Below are 16996 nucleotides of genomic sequence, written 5' to 3' on the forward strand. Positions count from 1 at the left end.
AGTCATGTCATAGGATATTATATCTAGGTCGTGTCTGAAAACTCGCTGAAGTGCATCTTTCACCGTCTTTTCGCCCCCCTGCTGTGTCACTTTCCCTAGCCGTGCCCCGGCACGCCTGCGGAAAACCTCCTTGCTTGGAACGAAGATTCGGCAAAACCTGCTTCCTTCAGAGTTTTAGACTCGCCTTGAGCAAGCACTAGTGCTTGGCGATGCATCTTACACACCGGTCTGCGTTATCGCGATGTCTGAGCCATGCGGTGACAGGCCGGCATTCCATGAATGGACGATCCATGGTCGCGATAACATCGAAGGAGGAACGGTCATGCTCCAAGAAACGATCGGCATTATGTTCGATTCACGCATGTACCGGGGGATACCGGCCGGAAGGACCGGTCAGGAATCACTCGCGAATTATGAACAGGCAGCGGCCAGTTATGGATTAACCCCCTGCTTTTTGAGGCTGGAAGATATCGATTCGGATCAAAAAACATGTCTTGCCTATGTTAAAAAAGAAGGCAGATATGTTCGCGAGCGTATGCCACTGCCCTCCGTCATTCATAACCGCTCACTCCAGCTTCGCCGGACGGAACAGCATCAGATTACCAAGCTGATGTTGCAGGGTATCCAGGTATTCAACGTTCGCAACCGGTACCGTAAAGATCACATTCATGACATGCTTCATCAGGACCTCGCCTTGCGAGAACACCTGCCCCGTGCAGTCAAAGCTACGCCAGAGTCTCTGGCCTATATGATGGAACAATATGATGACCTCGTCATCAAACCATGCAGCGGTAGCATCGGTCATGGGATTATGCGAGTCTTCGAGCGAGATGGGCAGTGGAAACTAACCTGTGAGACGAAGGCGGCACGCAAAGGGTGGGCTACCTTCCGATTGAGCAAAGGACAGCTTCCTTCCGCCACCCTAAGGCGGATCTTTCGCCATGCCTACCTCATTGAAGAGCGTATCCCACTGGTACGTTATGAGGGCAGGCCGGTAGATTTGCGGGTATCTGTACAACGTGGCAGCGATGGTCTTTGGGGAATAACAGGCATGTTTGCCAAAGCGGCTCCTGCCCATACGTTTGTCAGCAATATCGCCCAGGGCGGTAAAGTCATGAAGCTCGCAGAGGCCCTTGGATTAGGGGAATCTGGCTTTGACCTGGCCCAATTGGAATACAGAATCGGACTCGTTGCACTTCGAATTGCCCAGAACCTGGCGGCCAGTCTGCCACATCTGGCTGATCTGGGTCTTGATCTCGGGATAACGCGCAGCGGCCAGATCTATTTTATTGAATGCAATGGACGGGATCAGCGTTACGGTTTTCGCAAGGCGGGAATGTCGGAACACTGGAAGGCAACGTACAGCAAACCGATGGCTTATGGGCGTCTGCTGCTGGAACAGAATTCGAGAATTCCGAGACAACCGCAGACATACGATAGGAGACTATATTGATTTCGTGTGCATTCTGTGTCAATATTATGCAGAACGGCCGGTCTTGCCGGCCTTGAAGTTCGCATTAACCCTAAGGGGGATATTCATGGCAAAAACGCTGTTGCGATTAATGACCGAGCTTTCTTCGCGCAAATGGATCTCCCGGACCGTGGGAGCCTTCTCCAAAAGCCGGGGAAGTAAGGCATTTATCCCTTATTTTGTCCGGACCTACGACATCCCTGTTCAGGAGGCCGAGAAAGACTGGAAGGAATACCGTTCACTGAACGATTTCTTTACCCGCAAATTAAAGCCGGGCATGCGCCCGTTGGAACTTTCAGAGCATGCACTGATCAGCCCGGTAGATGCCAAGATTACGGCAGCCGGTCCAATATCTGCAGGGACACTCCTGAATGTTAAGGGACAAAATTATACACTTGCTGAATTATTAAACCATTCTCCCCATCTGGAGAAGTACAAGCACGGGTACGGGTTCGTCCTCTATCTCAGCCCTCGCGACTATCACCGCATTCATGCACCTGTCAGCGGCCGCAAGATAGAGAGCGAACACATCAAAGGCAAAGTTTATCCCGTGAATGACTTTGGCCTGACCCATATGAGATCCGTGCTTAGTCGAAACGAACGACTCATTACGTATATCGCACATGATTACGGTGAAGTGGCGGTTGTCAAAGTAGGTGCGATGAACGTGAGTAGCATACAATATGCTGATACGGACATAAGTACCTGGGCACAAGGCGATGATCTGGCCTATTTTGAATTCGGTTCCACCGTTGTTCTGCTGACGCAGAGTGGCACATTCGAACCAAACCCGGGCTTACAGCCAGGCGATTCCGTCAAAATGGGAGCATTGCTTGGTCGTTTAAAACCGAAGAACTAATGAGTCCATACGCAAATAAAGAGGATGGCGCAGCACCTGTAACCAGGTATTGCGCCATCCTCTTTATGAATTCATATTCATCCATATATACATGCAATACGAAGCTTCGCTCCGTCGTTATTGGTCTGCTGAGTTCTCCTCAAAACCACACATCTTGCAAGTCCTCTGCCGGTTTGAAGCGACGCAGACGGTTCCGGAAAATATTGCATCCCTTCGTAGAGCATCCCCGGTTGCGGACCCGACGTTTTCCGTTCATCATAAGTTCCCCCTTTTGGTCATCTGGAATGCTAGATAATTACCCTTGCATTCCAGACTTGAAACGGTTTCCTGTTTTTCTCATTAGAATTTTAACGAATCTCGGACGGGCTTTTGCCGGTATACTGCTTGAACTGACGACTGAAGAAGAAAATATCCCGGTAGCCCAGAGCATCCGCCACTTCGGTCACATTCATGCCGGTATGCACCAGCAGATGTTCCGCCCGTTCAATACGCATGCGGATAATATAAGATTGCACCGATGATCCCACCAGTTCCTTGAACTTGATCGAGAAGTATCGGGGCGATAAGCCAGCCCGCGCAGCCAGATCTTCCACCCGATGCGTAATCCCGGGATGCTGACGCACATAATTGGCGACCTCCTGGATGACATCGGACAACTGGTTGCTCACCTTTTTCTCCACAGGTTCTTCCGTATCGGCGCGCAGCAGATGAATCATCAATTGTTTCAGAATCAATCGGCTCTCTTCATCACGTCCGTACACATCCGATAAGAACAGTCTTACATAACGTGCCAGCAAGTGCTCAAACTCCACCGTTTCCTGTACCTCGCGATAGGACTGGGGAACGTCAGCAACAGGCACGTCCACATCAAAGTGAATATACGTAAGTACCAACGGTTTTTGCTTATTATGTGTTGCAGTAGGATGATCTCCTGGCCTGAACAAAAAACAACTACCCTTGCCAACTTCATACGACTGGTCATTCAGTACAAGCGTTCCTTCACCACTCCATACATAAAATAAATCATAGTTTTGCATCGGTTTTTCCCGTTTCTGCCACTTCCAGCCCGGTTCACAGACAATTTTGGCGACAGCGGGCAAAATAACAAATGATGACGGCGATGCCTGCAGCATGTCGCCACTCCCCCTTGATAGTTAATCTCTCTGCATATGGCATCATTCTGATCTGAATCTCACTTCTTCAATCCAGGCCATATGTATTTCAGTATCTTGCATGATTCAATCCAACTTGCTCATATATAATCTCTGCCCCTACAGGAGCGAAATGTCTTATCCCATTATACAGCGGAATTCACCGAAACGAAAATGTGCACTTCTCCCAGGCTAGCCGCATTCGCCGGATTCCCTCTGTCATCTCTTCTTTCTCCAGATGTGCAAAAGCAAAACAGGCCGCCGGATGACCTGAAGTCAACCGATATCGCTCTGCATCACGGAACAATATGCCATCCTCCTGAGCAAGCTTTTTAAATCGCTGATAACTGTCCACATCGCCATTCCAGGTAGCGTAGATATGCAGTCCTGCATCACCAAGCTGCATTGTGAATGCCTCCGGCAACTGTAGTTCCATCTCGCGGACAAAAAAATCATGCCGTTCCCCATATAACCGGGTTAACCGTCGTAAGTGCCTCAGGTAACCTCCTCTGGTCATAAATTTTGCCAGTGCGCGCTGCTCTAACAGCGCCGGAGGTACCGGTTCATACAACGCCTTGGCGGCAAGCAGAGGTTCTACCAGACCAGGTGGCAGTACGGCGTAGCCAAGTCGAAACGAAGCAACCATCGTTTGTGAGAATGAACCAACGTAGATGACGCGCTGTTCACGATCAAGCACTTTGAGGGGTTCAATTGGTCTTCCACCCCATCGGAATTCACTGTCGTAATCATCTTCAATGATGACCGCATTCCGCTTTGAGGCCCACGCAAGCAAGGCACGTCTTCTGTCCAATCCCAGCACGGCCCCTGTTGGAAACTGCCGGGTAGGGGTGACAAATAACGTCTGTGCCCCCCAAGGCTGAGGAATAATGCCTGCGGCATCCAGCTCTGCCGGGATGATATGCCCACCACAGGACTTGACGGCATGAGCGATGCCCGGATACCCCGGATTCTCTAATACAACTGCTGCCCCCTCTGTGATCAACAGCTGGGATAGTAAGGTGATGCCTTGCATTGAACCACTGAACAATACAATCTGAGAGGGTTCAGCCTGAATACCACGTGTCCATCTGAGATGGGAGGCGATGGCCTCACGCAGCTCCGGATCACCTGCTACACCGCTCGATTCTCGCCAACCACTGCGATGAACCGCAGCGAGTGCACTCTTCCACTCCCCTAACGGGAAATGTTCTGCAGGCATGCGCTGCATTTGAAAATTAATGACGGACGCCTTCGGTGAAGACATCTGAGTCCGCAGGATTTCATGTTGCGTATTCAACATCTGTACTCGTTCGCCCCAGGGAGACAACTTGAGAACGGCTTCCTGTTTTTCATTTTCCTGAGTGGATAATGTTTCGGTGACAAATGTACCTCTTCCCCGATGTGCATGGACATAACCATCCGCAAGCAACATGTCATATACCTGAGCTACCGAACCACGTGACATCTCATATTGCTTTGCCAGCTCACGGGTGGAAGGAAGCCGCGTGCCTCCCACCAATGTGCCTGCATGAATGGCATCACGTAACGCATGGTACAAGGCCTCATACTTGTATCGATGCTGAAGTTCATAGGTATCCATCGGCAGCCACAATTCCATCATGCACCTCTCTTCATTTGTATTCATCTGTGATCCCCGACTAATTGGCCTACTAAAGTGAATGTAAATTGGATCTATTTCATTGTCAATGTATGAACTATGGTTATCCATAAGATATGGCGTTCTATTATACATTCAATGATGGGGGAATACACATGAGACGGAAAGAATTCACAGTAGATGAAGAACAGGAAATTACCGCATTTCTGGATCAGTGCTCCTTCGGGTTTCTGGGAACGGTCAGTCCGGACGGACAACCACGGGTTACACCGCTGAATTTCGTATATATGGACGGTTGCTTTTATTTTCACGGCAGTCTGGCTGGCGAGAAGATGAAACAGATCAAACAGGATTCGTCGGTCAGTTTCACAGTAGCTGAAGAGTTCTCCCTGATTCCATCTTATTTCAGTGATCCTGAGCTTGCTTGTCCAGCGACTTCTTTCTTCAAAAGTGTTATGGCCTTTGGTCAGGCTGAACCGGTTAAAGATCTGGACATCAAAGGTAAGGTACTGCAACGATTCATGGAGAAACTCCAGCCGCAAGGCGGATATGTACCCATTGACGCTACTGACTCGCGTTACACAGGAAACCTCAAAGCTGTAGCCGTAGTCCGAATTAGTCCTGAAAGGATCAGTGCCAAGTTTAAATTTGGACAAAACCTCTCGAGTGAACGATTCGATCATATCCGTGGTGAACTGGAACAGCGCAATGAAGGAAGAGATGCCGAAACTGCTGAAATGATGCGGAAATACTGTCCATTTCATCAGCAATAAGTTTCATTTCTTGAGGATTACTCCAAGGTCGAATACAACGATAACCCACCCGAAAACCCTCTGCAACAACGCGGTAAAGTGATATAACTGTCATATTGCGTAATTTCCGTGACGGGGGCATGTCAAGGTGATATAATGTTAGGCAGTTGAATCACAAAGACTTGGAAGGATGAAAAGAATGAATCCACTGGCTGAACAGTTGAACGAAAGTATTCAGACAGGCAGCAGTCACGTCTACTCCATGCTGTCACAGCTTGGCAAAGAAATTTATTTTCCTAAAGAGGGGATTTTGAGTCAATCTGCTGAAGCAGCAAGCTTGGCCAAGACCCATAATGCCACGATTGGTATCGCCCTGGAGGGTGGTGTGCCGATGCATCTTCAGGTTATTCAGGAGAAGCTGTCTGCATTCCAACCAAAGGATCTGTATCCTTACGCTCCACCTGCAGGCAAACCTGAATTGCGGACCGTTTGGAGAGACAAGATGCTGAAGGAAACACCTTCTCTGGAAGGCAAAACGTTTGGCAATCCGATTGTAACCAATGCATTAACCCATGGACTTAGTATCGTAGCCGACCTGTTCGCCGATGAAGGGGACGCTGTCATATATCCAGATAAAAACTGGGAAAATTACGAGCTGACCTTCGGAATTCGTCGTCATGGCCAGTTGGTTCATTATCCCCTGTTCGATGATCAGTTGAACTTCAACAGTGATGGTCTGCTTCAGGCTTTGCTTGATCAAAAGGACAAAGGTAAAGCCATCGTTCTGCTCAACTTCCCGAATAACCCTACAGGTTATACGCCTGGAGCCGAAGAAGCAGATGCCATTGTGAACACGATTCTTCAGGCAGCTGAAGCCGGCGTTAACGTGGTTGCTGTAACAGATGATGCCTACTTTGGACTGTTCTTCGAAGATTCCATTCATGAATCCCTGTTTGGCAAACTTGCCAACATTCATCCACGTGTGTTGACCGTAAAAGTGGATGGTGCAACCAAGGAAGAATTCGTATGGGGCTTCCGCGTTGGATTCATTACGTATGCCCATGAAGATGCAGCCGTTCTGCATGCATTGGAACAAAAAACACTCGGTATTATCCGGGCAACGATCTCCAGTGGCCCGCATCCTTCCCAGACTTTTGTACTGGATGCGCTCAAAGCACCGGAATTTGAAGCACAGAAACAGGAGAAGTTCGAGATTATGAAAGGCCGTGCCAATAAGGTAAAAACCATTCTCGATAGCGGCAAGTATGGAGATGCATGGGACTATTATCCGTTCAACTCCGGTTACTTCATGTGCCTGAAGCTGAAAGAAGTTGGCGCTGAAGAACTTCGAAGCCATTTGCTGCACAAATATGGTGTGGGTACAATCGCGCTGGGTGAATCGGATCTGCGAATCGCCTTCTCCTGTATTGAAGAATCCGGGTTGGAAGATCTGTATGAAACCATCTATCGTGGAGTTCAGGATCTGCGGACGAGTTAAATCATACCTGAACCCTGAATGTTATAAGAACCCTTTGTATAACGGCGACGCTTCATGTCACTGAATATACAAAGGGTTCTTTTGTGTTTTATCAGCCCAAAAGCTTTAATTTCTGGCTTTACCGGGCATCGGCCCAATCAGCCTACCCCCATGGCACATAATATACGATGTACGCAAGGGCGTGCCAAACAACCACTTGAAAGGGGAATGACCATGTCTGGAGTTGAAGATACAAGAGGCGGTTATGGATGCGGCGGTTACGGCGGAGGATTTACAAACACAGGTGCCATTCTCGTTCTGTTCATCTTGCTCGTGATCATCACTAAATCGTTCCTCTGTTAGTATCAATACACACTTGCGCGAGAATCAAGTGATCTGATTGCAAGATTCCATTACAGCACAAAGAAGGGTATACCGGGATACAGCCCGGCATACCCTTCTTTTGTTATCTTTTGTACCTCTCACTGATGAACCCAATGTAATAATCCGAGTTGGTCAGGTGTCCGATCGTTTACTCGTCCTCTTCTTCCTTCAACCACTTGTTACCTTGCGAACGCCGCATGATCACAATCACCAGTATACCCAAAATAAGTGCTACTCCGGTGACAGTCAGTCCGCTTGCTCCGGCAGCCAGCATAGGCAACCACATGAGCAATGCAGCCAGTGCATGTAGATGGAATATGAATCCCAACACCTGAGAACGACGACTCTCACCCGAGATTGGATAGATCATAATCCAGAACGATTCACTATGACTGCGACGCAGTGCACCTAACTGAACACCTGCAAGCAACAGGAAGAACAGATACACCCCGACACCAAAGTAGCTGCCTGCTGTCCACCAGGATAGTAACATGCCCAGAACAACTAGGCGTAACACGATTGAGAACACTTCGGTTCGAACAAACGTTTTGGTTATCAAGTAACGGTAAGCTTTACCTGCATTCCAGGGAAGACCACTCCCCAATCTGCTAAGCCAGCGACGCGAACTTACTTTCTGTCCGGATGAAGGTACATCCACAAACCAGCCAAGCGTCCGCATAACCCTGCCAGCCTGACCCTGCTCTACCTGAATCAGTCGTTCCCACGCTACACGATGTTTCACCGGTATACGCAGGGCGACGATGTAGACAACAGCCAGCAACAGCAGGAACCAGACGCTGCGCTGCGGAGGTTGCCACAGCCAAGCGCTAACCGCCAGCACTGCCAGAGCCCATCGCAAGAGACGATATCCTCTTGCTGCCCCAACCTGAACCATTCTTAGCTCTTGCCATGCTCCATAACTGGACAACCCTTTCCACAGCAGCAGGAACACAATGAACCAGCCAAATGGCCGTGCATCCAGATCTGCTCTGACATAGAGCGGCCACAGTGTAACAAATACAAGCAGCAAGCCGAGAGTTTTATAGATGATGCCCCGGGCAAAGCTGTTCTTCAAATATTCCTGCATCCGATATTCCTGTGGTCGCAGGAACACAATATCTGCCGGAAGCAGATATGTACGATAACTGCTAAACAGCACTAGTGGTGCCAGCAGCAGCAATGCAACCCAGCGAATCGGAAATTCCGCCGGAATGTTCTGGACAAACGATGTATACCAGGCGGAGAACGCAATGACGAGAAATAAAAAAACCATAGCTACACCGCTCTGGATCACATAACCCAGATAAGGAAGAATTCCATTCCAGAATCCTGTGCGTCTTTGCTTCCATAGCAGCTTGAGATCCATGCTCAATCCCTGCCTTGTACGAGGGAATAGAACATGTGCTCCAGCGTGGCATCGGATTCCCCGAATTGGGAGCGCAGTTCATTCAGCGTACCTTGAGCAATAACCTGCCCACGGTGCAGAACGATAAAACGGTCACAGTAATTTTCAATCGTGGACAGAATGTGTGAACTGAGCAGGATGGATGATCCCGAAGCTTTCATCTCCAGCATAAAATCAAGCAAAGAGCGAATACCCAGCGGGTCCAGTCCCAGGAAAGGCTCATCAATGATGTACAGTGGTGGTCCTGCCACAAAAGCACACATGATCATGACCTTTTGTCTCATCCCCTTGGACAGGTGAGTCGACAGACTTGTACTTTTCTCATTCATACGGAACAGTTCCAGCAGTTTCTCCGTACGTTGTTTGAAATCAGCCTCCGACACATTGTACGCTCTTGCCGTAAACTCCAGGTGCTCCATCACCGTCATCTCATCATACAGTTCGGGTGATTCCGGTACAAATGCCATAGCCGATTGGTAGATCTGCGCATCCTCGTCCCGCTTCTTGCCCATCACTCGCACTTCGCCCTGTTGAGGGGTCATCAAGCCGAGGATGTGTTTCATGGTTGTGCTTTTGCCAGCACCGTTTAAGCCGATTAGTCCGACCATCTCTCCACGTCCAACTTCCAGATCGATGCCGTGAAGGACGGGCCGTTTGGCACTATAACCTCCGCTTAACCCGCTGATTTGCAGAACAGGCGATTGAACGTTTTCCATCTATCCCTGCACCCCTTTCGTCAGATTCTATTCTTCGGAGCGTGGCGTTTTATCTTTACTCCACTTGGGTGCTCCTTTGTTTTTACGATCCTGGTCGCGCTCCGTGCGGCCTGTATTAACCGTTGGTTTGCTACCCACTGGACGCGAATTGGAGATTGTAGCTCTGGTTCCCCCATTACGATTGCCCTGACCTGGTTTGCGATCTCTGGATTGTCCTGGTTTTCTCGAGAACGAATGTCCCTCAGGCCGCGTGTCCGGACGCGGGTCAGCCTCCAATACTTTACCGCCAAAGAGTACACGTTCTGACAGTTCGATTCCGAGTTCGCGTGCGAATTTACGCATAATAAAGATCTGTGTTTCATCCACAATGGACAAAACGATACCCGAGCGTCCCATCCGGCCTGTACGACCTGCACGGTGAACATAGTGCTCCGAGTCAAAGGCAGGGTCATAGTTAATGACCATTGGCAAACCTTCGATATCCAGTCCTCTGGCAGCCACTTCGCTGGCAATCAGCAACTGAAGTTTGCCATTACGGAAGGCAGACAATACGTTACTGCGGGTCACTTTGTCAGCATCTCCATACAGCGCAGCAGCGGACAAGCCCAGATGATTCATTTTTGCTTCAACTTCACCGATATCTTCGGTTGCATTCACAAATACGATTGCCCGATCCGGATTGTACTGTCTAACCAGACGACGCAGCATGTCAATTTTGTTACGGTTTTCTTCTACAAAATAATAATGCTCAAGGCCCGCAGCCGTAGCTCGATCCGGTTCAATTCCGATCTGAACAGGCTCTTTCATCTCACGCTTTGCGAGTCCAGCTGTATGCTCATCAATGGTTGCTGACAGGAAGATCAGCTGACGGTCCCGCAATGCGCTCTTAAGTACAAAGTTCACGTCACTTACGCCGCCAAGTTGGAACACTTGGTCTGCTTCATCGATAACGATCGTGGAAACGTTGTGCATTTTCAGTTTTTTGAGTGTAATCAATTCCTTCAGTCGTCCCGGTGTACCCACAACCAATTGTGGATGCTCACGCAGCTTCTCGATCTGACGTTTAGCCGCTGCACCTCCAATTAGACCCAATACGCCAATCTTACGTTCTTCCGCATAACGCTGCGCTTCACGTACAATTTGCATCGCCAGCTCTTGCGTAGGTGCAATAATGAGTTTCTGCGTACCTTTGATATCCATTTTGATGGATTGTAACAGTGGCAGCAGATATGCCAGCGTTTTTCCTGTTCCCGTCTGGGATTTGGATACGACATCTCGTCCTTCCAAAATAACCGGGATCGTCTGAGCCTGTACAGGTGAAGGTTCGTTAATGCCATGTTTCGCCAAAACGGCCTCCAGATCCTGTTCCACGCCAATTGAAGCAAATGTTTGATTCGTCATGTATGTCCATCCTTTTAATTTATTCATTTTGATGTTAGCCTTGCTTGTACGGATATAAAACCGAAGCCTGTCATCACATTACCTTTCATTATATGCGAAAAAAGCCTGTGTACCAAATCTTATTCCAGAATTGTATGTATACACGCCAAAAAAAAGAAAAGCCCCTCGGCGGAGCCTTTCTTTCATTCCGTATATGATGCCTCGTATCACATTTACTTCTGATTCATTACACCGTGCGACAATCGATCTGCAAGACGAGGAAATAGCTGGTACAACCATATGCCAGCAGAAGCAAGTCTTGGCAGATTCACTTCTTCCTTGCGCTTTTTCATCGCCCGAATCATATGACCCGCAACGTCTTCCGGTTTCAACATCATCCAGCGTACATTATTCACATAATTGCCAGAAGGGTCAGCCCGATGGAAAAATGGTGTATCAATCGGACCCGGATTAATCGTTGTCACCAGGACGCCAGTCTTGCGAAGCTCTTGACGCAGCGCATTACTAAATCCGAGGACAGCATGTTTCGTAGCTGTATAGGAAGCGGATTTGGCTGTACCAATTTTGCCAGCCATGGAGGCCACGTTCACAATCTGACCTTTGCCACGTTCCAGCATTTGTGGAAGCACTGCTTTGGTACAGCGGACAATGCCCATGTAATTAACGTCCATCATCTCATCGAATTCCTGTACAGACATCTCTGTCATCGCTGCGAATTTCCCGTAACCTGCATTGTTCAGCAAAATGTCGATTCGTCCGTATTTATGCAATATCGCATCCACAGCTGCCTGAACCTGCTCACTATCCGTAACATCAAGCGTGAGTAATTCATGCGGCCCTTTCAGCGAGGCACCAATCTCTTCCAGCTTGTCCCGTGAACGGGCAGCCAGAATTGGGATGGCTCCTTCTTCTATCAGCATCTGCGCACACAGCGCACCGATACCACTCGATGCACCTGTGATAAACACTACCTGATCTTTCAGCATCCGTGATGTCCTCCCGTATTGAACACATATTGCCTTTTGAGGCGTATGGTTCTATTCTACGAGATCATGACCTGAATATCCATCTCACCAATGCCGTCCATCAGCAAAGGAATGCTCAGTGCTTTCGTTGCACTAAATGTAGTCAGATGTTCGGACTTCATCACTTGTGGAGGTGTAATATCGACCACAACACCCTGGTTTGACAGGATAGTGCTGGCGTTACCACTGATCATATTACCCAGTTCGGAAATCGCACTTTTGCTCATTTCATCCATTTCTGTAATGACAAAACCGCCCATCATCGCAGATACAATTTTCAATGCAACTTGTTCATTAATTCCAAATACAATGTTTCCGCTAAGTTGTCCGGTCATTCCGATCACGATCCAGACATGGTCTGCAATGTACTCTACATTTTTCACGCCAAGACTCCCGGTGGAAGGCGAAACCTGGATGAGCTGTTCAAATACGTTCCGTGCCGATTCCAGGAAAGGATTAATCACTTCCGCTTTCACTGTCTATGTCCCCCTCGCACTGGGTTATTGGTCACACACCAAAAGTCCCATATTCATTAAATTTATTATACTTTATCACGTACAAGAATTCATTAAGAATTCGTTAAACCATGTGTACTATAATTTATCGTCATCCGTGGGGCAAATGTTTATAGCTGATTCTAGCGAATAAACAGCGCTTTTCACTTCTTTTGAAGAAAGCTTTTCGTTCATTGTGCGTGGCAAAAGGCATTTAGGACTTTATTACTGCTTCTCACAACTGTAAAAAAAATCAAATTCTTGTATTCGCGTTTTTTTCACAGTCTCTTGAACTACTTTTGATCCTGATAATTACCTTCATTGCTCTGCTGTCCTGAATCACCTATAATTTAAGATAACGGAACAATAACTAGTTACGGGATTACATCGAACCAAACACTACATAATCAAGAAATTTTGCCTGCAAGGAGGTCACCTATGAACATAAGCCAACTGGAGACACTAATTACCATTTCCAAAACGATGAGCTTCCGCAAGGCGGGAGAACTTCTGAACCTTACCCAGCCTGCCGTCTCGGCCCAGATCAAAAGTCTGGAGGACGAATTCAGCACCGTTCTTGTGGATCGGAACCAACCCGTTACCCTGACAGACCGTGGACAGGTATTCCTGGAGCACGCTGAACGGATGCTCGACATCGTTGATGAGTTAAAACAAAAATTGTCCGATCTCGATGAAACGCCTCAGGGACGTATCGTATTAGGCACAACAACTTCCATTGCTATTCAGATCTTGCCAAGGGTGTTATCCTATTTCCAAGATCAATTCCCGTTGATCAAAACCAGTATCCAATCCCTTCCCTCATCACAGATCTATACCCAGGTCGAAAATGGTCTGGTTGATATTGGTATCGGTTATCTCACGGAGCGTAATCCCAACCTGAATACATCTGTGCTGTACTATGACACATTTGAACTCGTGGTATCTCCTTCCCATCCGCTGGCGAAGAAAAAACATGCTGCAGTCGATGTACTCCGGAGTACACCATTGATTCTGCTGTCCCCTGATACCGTAGGACGAAGGTTTACGGAAACGATCTTCAAGAAACATAATATTGAACCTAATATTGTAATGGAGTTGTCGAGCAGCGAAGAAGTGAAACGGATGGTCGAGATTGATCTCGGGGCAGCTGTCATCTCCAAACAATCTGTTGCGCATGAGTTGCGTCAAGGTACATTGCGAATGATACCCTTAAGTGAGCTGGAGGTCAGTCACCCTGTCGGTGTCATCTATAAGTCCAGTCGATACCTTAACTCAGCGATGCAGCAATTCATAAGCGATCTCAAAGGTATGCCGGAAACCCAATTCATCAGTTCAGAATGACAATGAGCCATGAGAAAGGAAGGATTCCATATGAAATTTGATCTTCATACACATCATTTTCGTTGTGGTCACGCAGACGGCAACATCCGCGATTATATAGATGCAGGTATTAAGGCAGGACTTCAGGCCATCGGTATCTCGGATCATACGCCATACTTTGGCAGTGAGCTTGAGCAGGCATTTCCCCGGATCGCAATGGGTAAGTCGGAATTACAGCATTATGTGGAAGAAGTCCTTGCTCTGAAAGAAGAATACGCTGGTAAAATCGATGTGCTGCTTGGCATTGAATCCGACTACTTCCCTACTCATGCGGAATTGTATCGTACCACGCTGGGACAGTATCCTTTTGACTATATTATTGGTTCAGTTCATCATACCGAGGATGTAAGCATCTTCAACAAAACCCGGTGGAATGGCCTAAGTAATGCTCGCAAAGTTGAAGTGAAAGAGAGCTATTATTCATTAATCCGGGAATCGGCTCGCAGCGGTATATTCCAGATTCTTGGACACATTGATGCGATGAAAGGAAACTATCCACCTTTCTCCGAAATTATCGCTGATCAGGCCATTGATGAAACGTTGCAGGTCATTGCAGAATCCAACGTAGCGATTGAAATTAACACATCTGGCAAAACCAAACTCAGCGGTGGCTGGTATCCCTCGGATGCCATTCTCGAACGCGCCCAGCATTATGGAGTGAAGGTGACATTTGGATCGGACGCTCATAAACCACAGCGGGTGGCAGACGAGCTGGATGACGTTCGTACACGTCTCAAGGAGATCGGATTCACCGACTGGGTATACTTCAAGCAGAAACAGATGCAGATTGTATCACTGTAAAATAGAGCAAACACAAAGCCCCCCACAGCGTGCTTGTTTACGCCGTGGGGGGGCTTTGTAGTGTCCTATATAAAGAGATACAACTATATTTTGCACGATAACGGAGAGGACAGAAAAAACCAGAAGAAGCGAAGCGGTCGCCTAAAAGCTTTCTGAAAGAAAGCTGCATCGGAAGCATACGCTATCAACGGATTTTCCCTTTTCAAAAGGGAATCAAAAAATCTGGGGATAACAGCGATCAGAAGGTTATTCTGTCATCGGAGTGGCCAGTGTAAATCCCCCACAGTTAACTTATATGGACAAAAAAAATGAACCCGCTCGCGCGGGTCCCAACAGCATTATCTATTATCAAAAAGGGGGTCATGAGATAAGTTTACCCCCTGTCTGTTAGAGTTCAATTGCAGCTATATTTCAATTGTGTAACAAATGATTGAAGTTCGATTCATTCACGTTTGACTACTCTTACTCTATGTCATTGCGGCTTGTCAGATACCAGGGTTTGCAGATCTTTTTCCTTAAGCGGGCGGGCGTATTGTTCCCGGTACATACTGTACACTTTGACATCCATCAGGGATTCAGATCCCTCGTCATCCTCATCATGCAGTACAAACGAGGGAAGACTCCGCTCATAGGACATCCCTATTTTGCTTAACACCCGTTGTGAAGATACATTGGCCTCATAACAACGTGCTTCCACCCTCCACAAATGAAGATCGTCAAATCCAAACTGCAACAGCCGCTGTACCGCCTCGGTAGCCACCCCCATGCCCCAACAGGACCTGTTAAGGATATAACCAATCTGTGCGGTACCATTCTGATCATTCCAGTGCTGGAATGAGGTGATCCCAATCACCTGTTCCTTGCCTCTCCAGCAGATCCCATAATGTAACGAATCCAGCTTGGCGCTGCTGCTCCGTATCTGGTTCAATAACCGTCTCGCCCTGATTGGCGTGGGCTGGCTTCCCCTATTAACATATCTTATGACTTGAGGATCGGAAAAGAGTTCCGATAATGTGCTGTAATCACTTTGACGTAATGATCGCAGGACAAGCCGCTCTGTCCACAAAGCCGGCAGACCTTGAACCAGCATTTTTCGGGTAAGCATGACAATCGCTCCTTTTGCCTAAACGGGCTCTAGTCCGGTAAGACAAGCATGCTCTGATGATGATCCGGCGTAATACCATTTGAACTGATCCACGAACTTTAGTATTCGCATTTTAGTATTAATATATTGCATCATTCAATTCCTCATGCTAAAAGGCCCAGATACTGACTACTCCTGCAGCCCGCGATAGATACCCGTACGAATCTCACGAATATAGAAATCCAATGCAGGAACATTCGCCGACTGTGCAACCTGTACTTCTCGCTCAATATCATAAGGCACCCTCACAAATTGAACATTGAACGGGGTGTTGTTATCGTTGCTGTCTTCACCCTCCAGAATACAGTAGGAAGCTTGGGGAAGATCGAGTGGATTACCAACACTGCCTGCATTAAACAGTAACTTGCCGTTCATATACTGCAAGTATGCGTTATGCACATCCCCATAACCTACAACATCTGCAATACCTTGCTCAGGCTCATCAGCCGGAGGATCAAACATTGCCAACCTCTTTTCCATCGCGTCCCACGGCTGTACACGATGGTATACACTTTGAGGTGAAGCATGGACCAGACGGATGGTGCGACCGCTCAGTTGAAATTGATGACTGAAGGGTAGGCCCGCCAAGTACGCCAATCGTTCCTCACCCAACCGTTCTGCTTGCCACGTAAAGTTCTCGTTGTCCTGGTTAACCGCAACCAGTTCATCCCAATTGCCACGGATAACAAGTTCGCACGTCGCTCTCACCTGATCCACAACCTGTACCGGTTCTGGCCCCTTGCCCACGAGGTCACCAAGACAAAAGATTCGCTCTACGCCACGACTTCGGATATCTTTTAACACTGCTTCCCAGGCAGTCATGTTGCCATGAATGTCGGATACAATCGCAATTCTTTCCATCTGGATAACCTCCATTCATGTTGAATCCTTTATGTTTTATATTCATCTTATATTCTT

The 16996-nt window shown here is 47.9% G+C and carries 16 protein-coding genes; 7 read left to right on the forward strand and 9 right to left on the reverse strand.

Annotated features, from left to right (window positions below; translation table 11 throughout):
* Positions 1 to 322 precede the first annotated feature (322 nt).
* On the forward strand, positions 323 to 1453 hold the full coding sequence (locus MKY95_RS27210; protein WP_036605809.1) for a YheC/YheD family protein: 1131 nt from the start codon (positions 323 to 325) through the stop codon (positions 1451 to 1453).
* Between the two features lie 85 nt (positions 1454 to 1538).
* On the forward strand, positions 1539 to 2330 hold the full coding sequence (gene asd / locus MKY95_RS27215; RefSeq protein WP_036605808.1) for an archaetidylserine decarboxylase: 792 nt from the start codon (positions 1539 to 1541) through the stop codon (positions 2328 to 2330).
* Between the two features lie 347 nt (positions 2331 to 2677).
* Here the strand turns inward: asd and MKY95_RS27220 are convergent, their stop codons facing one another.
* Positions 2678 to 3463 (reverse strand): AraC family transcriptional regulator, encoded by a 786-nt coding sequence (locus MKY95_RS27220; RefSeq protein WP_036605807.1) that lies wholly within the window; start codon positions 3461 to 3463, stop codon positions 2678 to 2680.
* A 178-nt stretch (positions 3464 to 3641) separates the two neighbouring features.
* Positions 3642 to 5099: a PLP-dependent aminotransferase family protein gene (locus tag MKY95_RS27225; RefSeq protein ID WP_339200056.1), complete on the reverse strand. Its 1458-nt coding sequence runs from the start codon at positions 5097 to 5099 to the stop codon at positions 3642 to 3644.
* 155 nt (positions 5100 to 5254) lie between these two features.
* On the opposite strand from MKY95_RS27225, the gene MKY95_RS27230 reads away from it, so the two are divergent.
* The 3 genes from MKY95_RS27230 to MKY95_RS27240 all read left to right on the forward strand — a co-directional run bounded on the left by MKY95_RS27230 (position 5255) and on the right by MKY95_RS27240 (position 7691).
* On the forward strand, positions 5255 to 5872 hold the full coding sequence (locus MKY95_RS27230; protein WP_036605805.1) for a pyridoxamine 5'-phosphate oxidase family protein: 618 nt from the start codon (positions 5255 to 5257) through the stop codon (positions 5870 to 5872).
* Between the two features lie 178 nt (positions 5873 to 6050).
* Positions 6051 to 7349, forward strand: coding sequence for an aminotransferase class I/II-fold pyridoxal phosphate-dependent enzyme (locus MKY95_RS27235; protein WP_036605804.1), 1299 nt, complete (start codon positions 6051 to 6053; stop codon positions 7347 to 7349).
* Positions 7350 to 7562: 213 nt separating this feature from the next.
* Positions 7563 to 7691, forward strand: a complete 129-nt coding sequence (locus MKY95_RS27240) for a hypothetical protein (protein ID WP_017692471.1) — start codon at positions 7563 to 7565, stop codon at positions 7689 to 7691.
* Positions 7692 to 7860: 169 nt separating this feature from the next.
* On the opposite strand, the gene MKY95_RS27245 is transcribed toward MKY95_RS27240, so the two are convergent.
* From MKY95_RS27245 to MKY95_RS27265, 5 genes are all read right to left on the reverse strand, one after another.
* A complete protein-coding gene (locus tag MKY95_RS27245) occupies positions 7861 to 9078 on the reverse strand; it encodes an ABC transporter permease (protein WP_036605803.1) in 1218 nt (405 codons plus the stop codon).
* 2 nt (positions 9079 to 9080) lie between these two features.
* The gene (locus MKY95_RS27250; RefSeq protein WP_036605802.1) at positions 9081 to 9833 is read right to left on the reverse strand and encodes an ABC transporter ATP-binding protein; all 753 of its coding nucleotides are present in this window, start codon (positions 9831 to 9833) and stop codon (positions 9081 to 9083) included.
* 27 nt (positions 9834 to 9860) lie between these two features.
* A complete protein-coding gene (locus tag MKY95_RS27255) occupies positions 9861 to 11234 on the reverse strand; it encodes a DEAD/DEAH box helicase (protein WP_036605801.1) in 1374 nt (457 codons plus the stop codon).
* A gap of 212 nt (positions 11235 to 11446) precedes the next feature.
* Positions 11447 to 12220, reverse strand: a complete 774-nt coding sequence (locus tag MKY95_RS27260; RefSeq protein ID WP_036605800.1) for an SDR family oxidoreductase — start codon at positions 12218 to 12220, stop codon at positions 11447 to 11449.
* Between the two features lie 56 nt (positions 12221 to 12276).
* Positions 12277 to 12735: a chemotaxis protein CheX gene (locus tag MKY95_RS27265; RefSeq protein WP_036605799.1), complete on the reverse strand. Its 459-nt coding sequence runs from the start codon at positions 12733 to 12735 to the stop codon at positions 12277 to 12279.
* 456 nt (positions 12736 to 13191) lie between these two features.
* Between MKY95_RS27265 and MKY95_RS27270 the strand changes: the two genes are divergently transcribed.
* The gene (locus MKY95_RS27270; protein WP_036605798.1) at positions 13192 to 14094 is read left to right on the forward strand and encodes a LysR family transcriptional regulator; all 903 of its coding nucleotides are present in this window, start codon (positions 13192 to 13194) and stop codon (positions 14092 to 14094) included.
* Positions 14095 to 14124: 30 nt separating this feature from the next.
* A complete protein-coding gene (locus tag MKY95_RS27275) occupies positions 14125 to 14934 on the forward strand; it encodes a histidinol-phosphatase (RefSeq protein ID WP_339195360.1) in 810 nt (269 codons plus the stop codon).
* Between the two features lie 472 nt (positions 14935 to 15406).
* On the opposite strand, the gene MKY95_RS27280 is transcribed toward MKY95_RS27275, so the two are convergent.
* Together MKY95_RS27280 and MKY95_RS27285 are read right to left on the reverse strand one after the other, a co-directional pair.
* Positions 15407 to 16039, reverse strand: a complete 633-nt coding sequence (locus MKY95_RS27280; RefSeq protein ID WP_076319788.1) for a GNAT family N-acetyltransferase — start codon at positions 16037 to 16039, stop codon at positions 15407 to 15409.
* A 168-nt stretch (positions 16040 to 16207) separates the two neighbouring features.
* Positions 16208 to 16939: a metallophosphoesterase family protein gene (locus MKY95_RS27285; protein WP_076319789.1), complete on the reverse strand. Its 732-nt coding sequence runs from the start codon at positions 16937 to 16939 to the stop codon at positions 16208 to 16210.
* Positions 16940 to 16996: the final 57 nt, after the last annotated feature.

Origin of the sequence: Paenibacillus sp. FSL P4-0176, assembly GCF_037975265.1 — a bacterium.
Classification (GTDB): Bacteria; Bacillota; Bacilli; order Paenibacillales; family Paenibacillaceae; genus Paenibacillus; species Paenibacillus amylolyticus.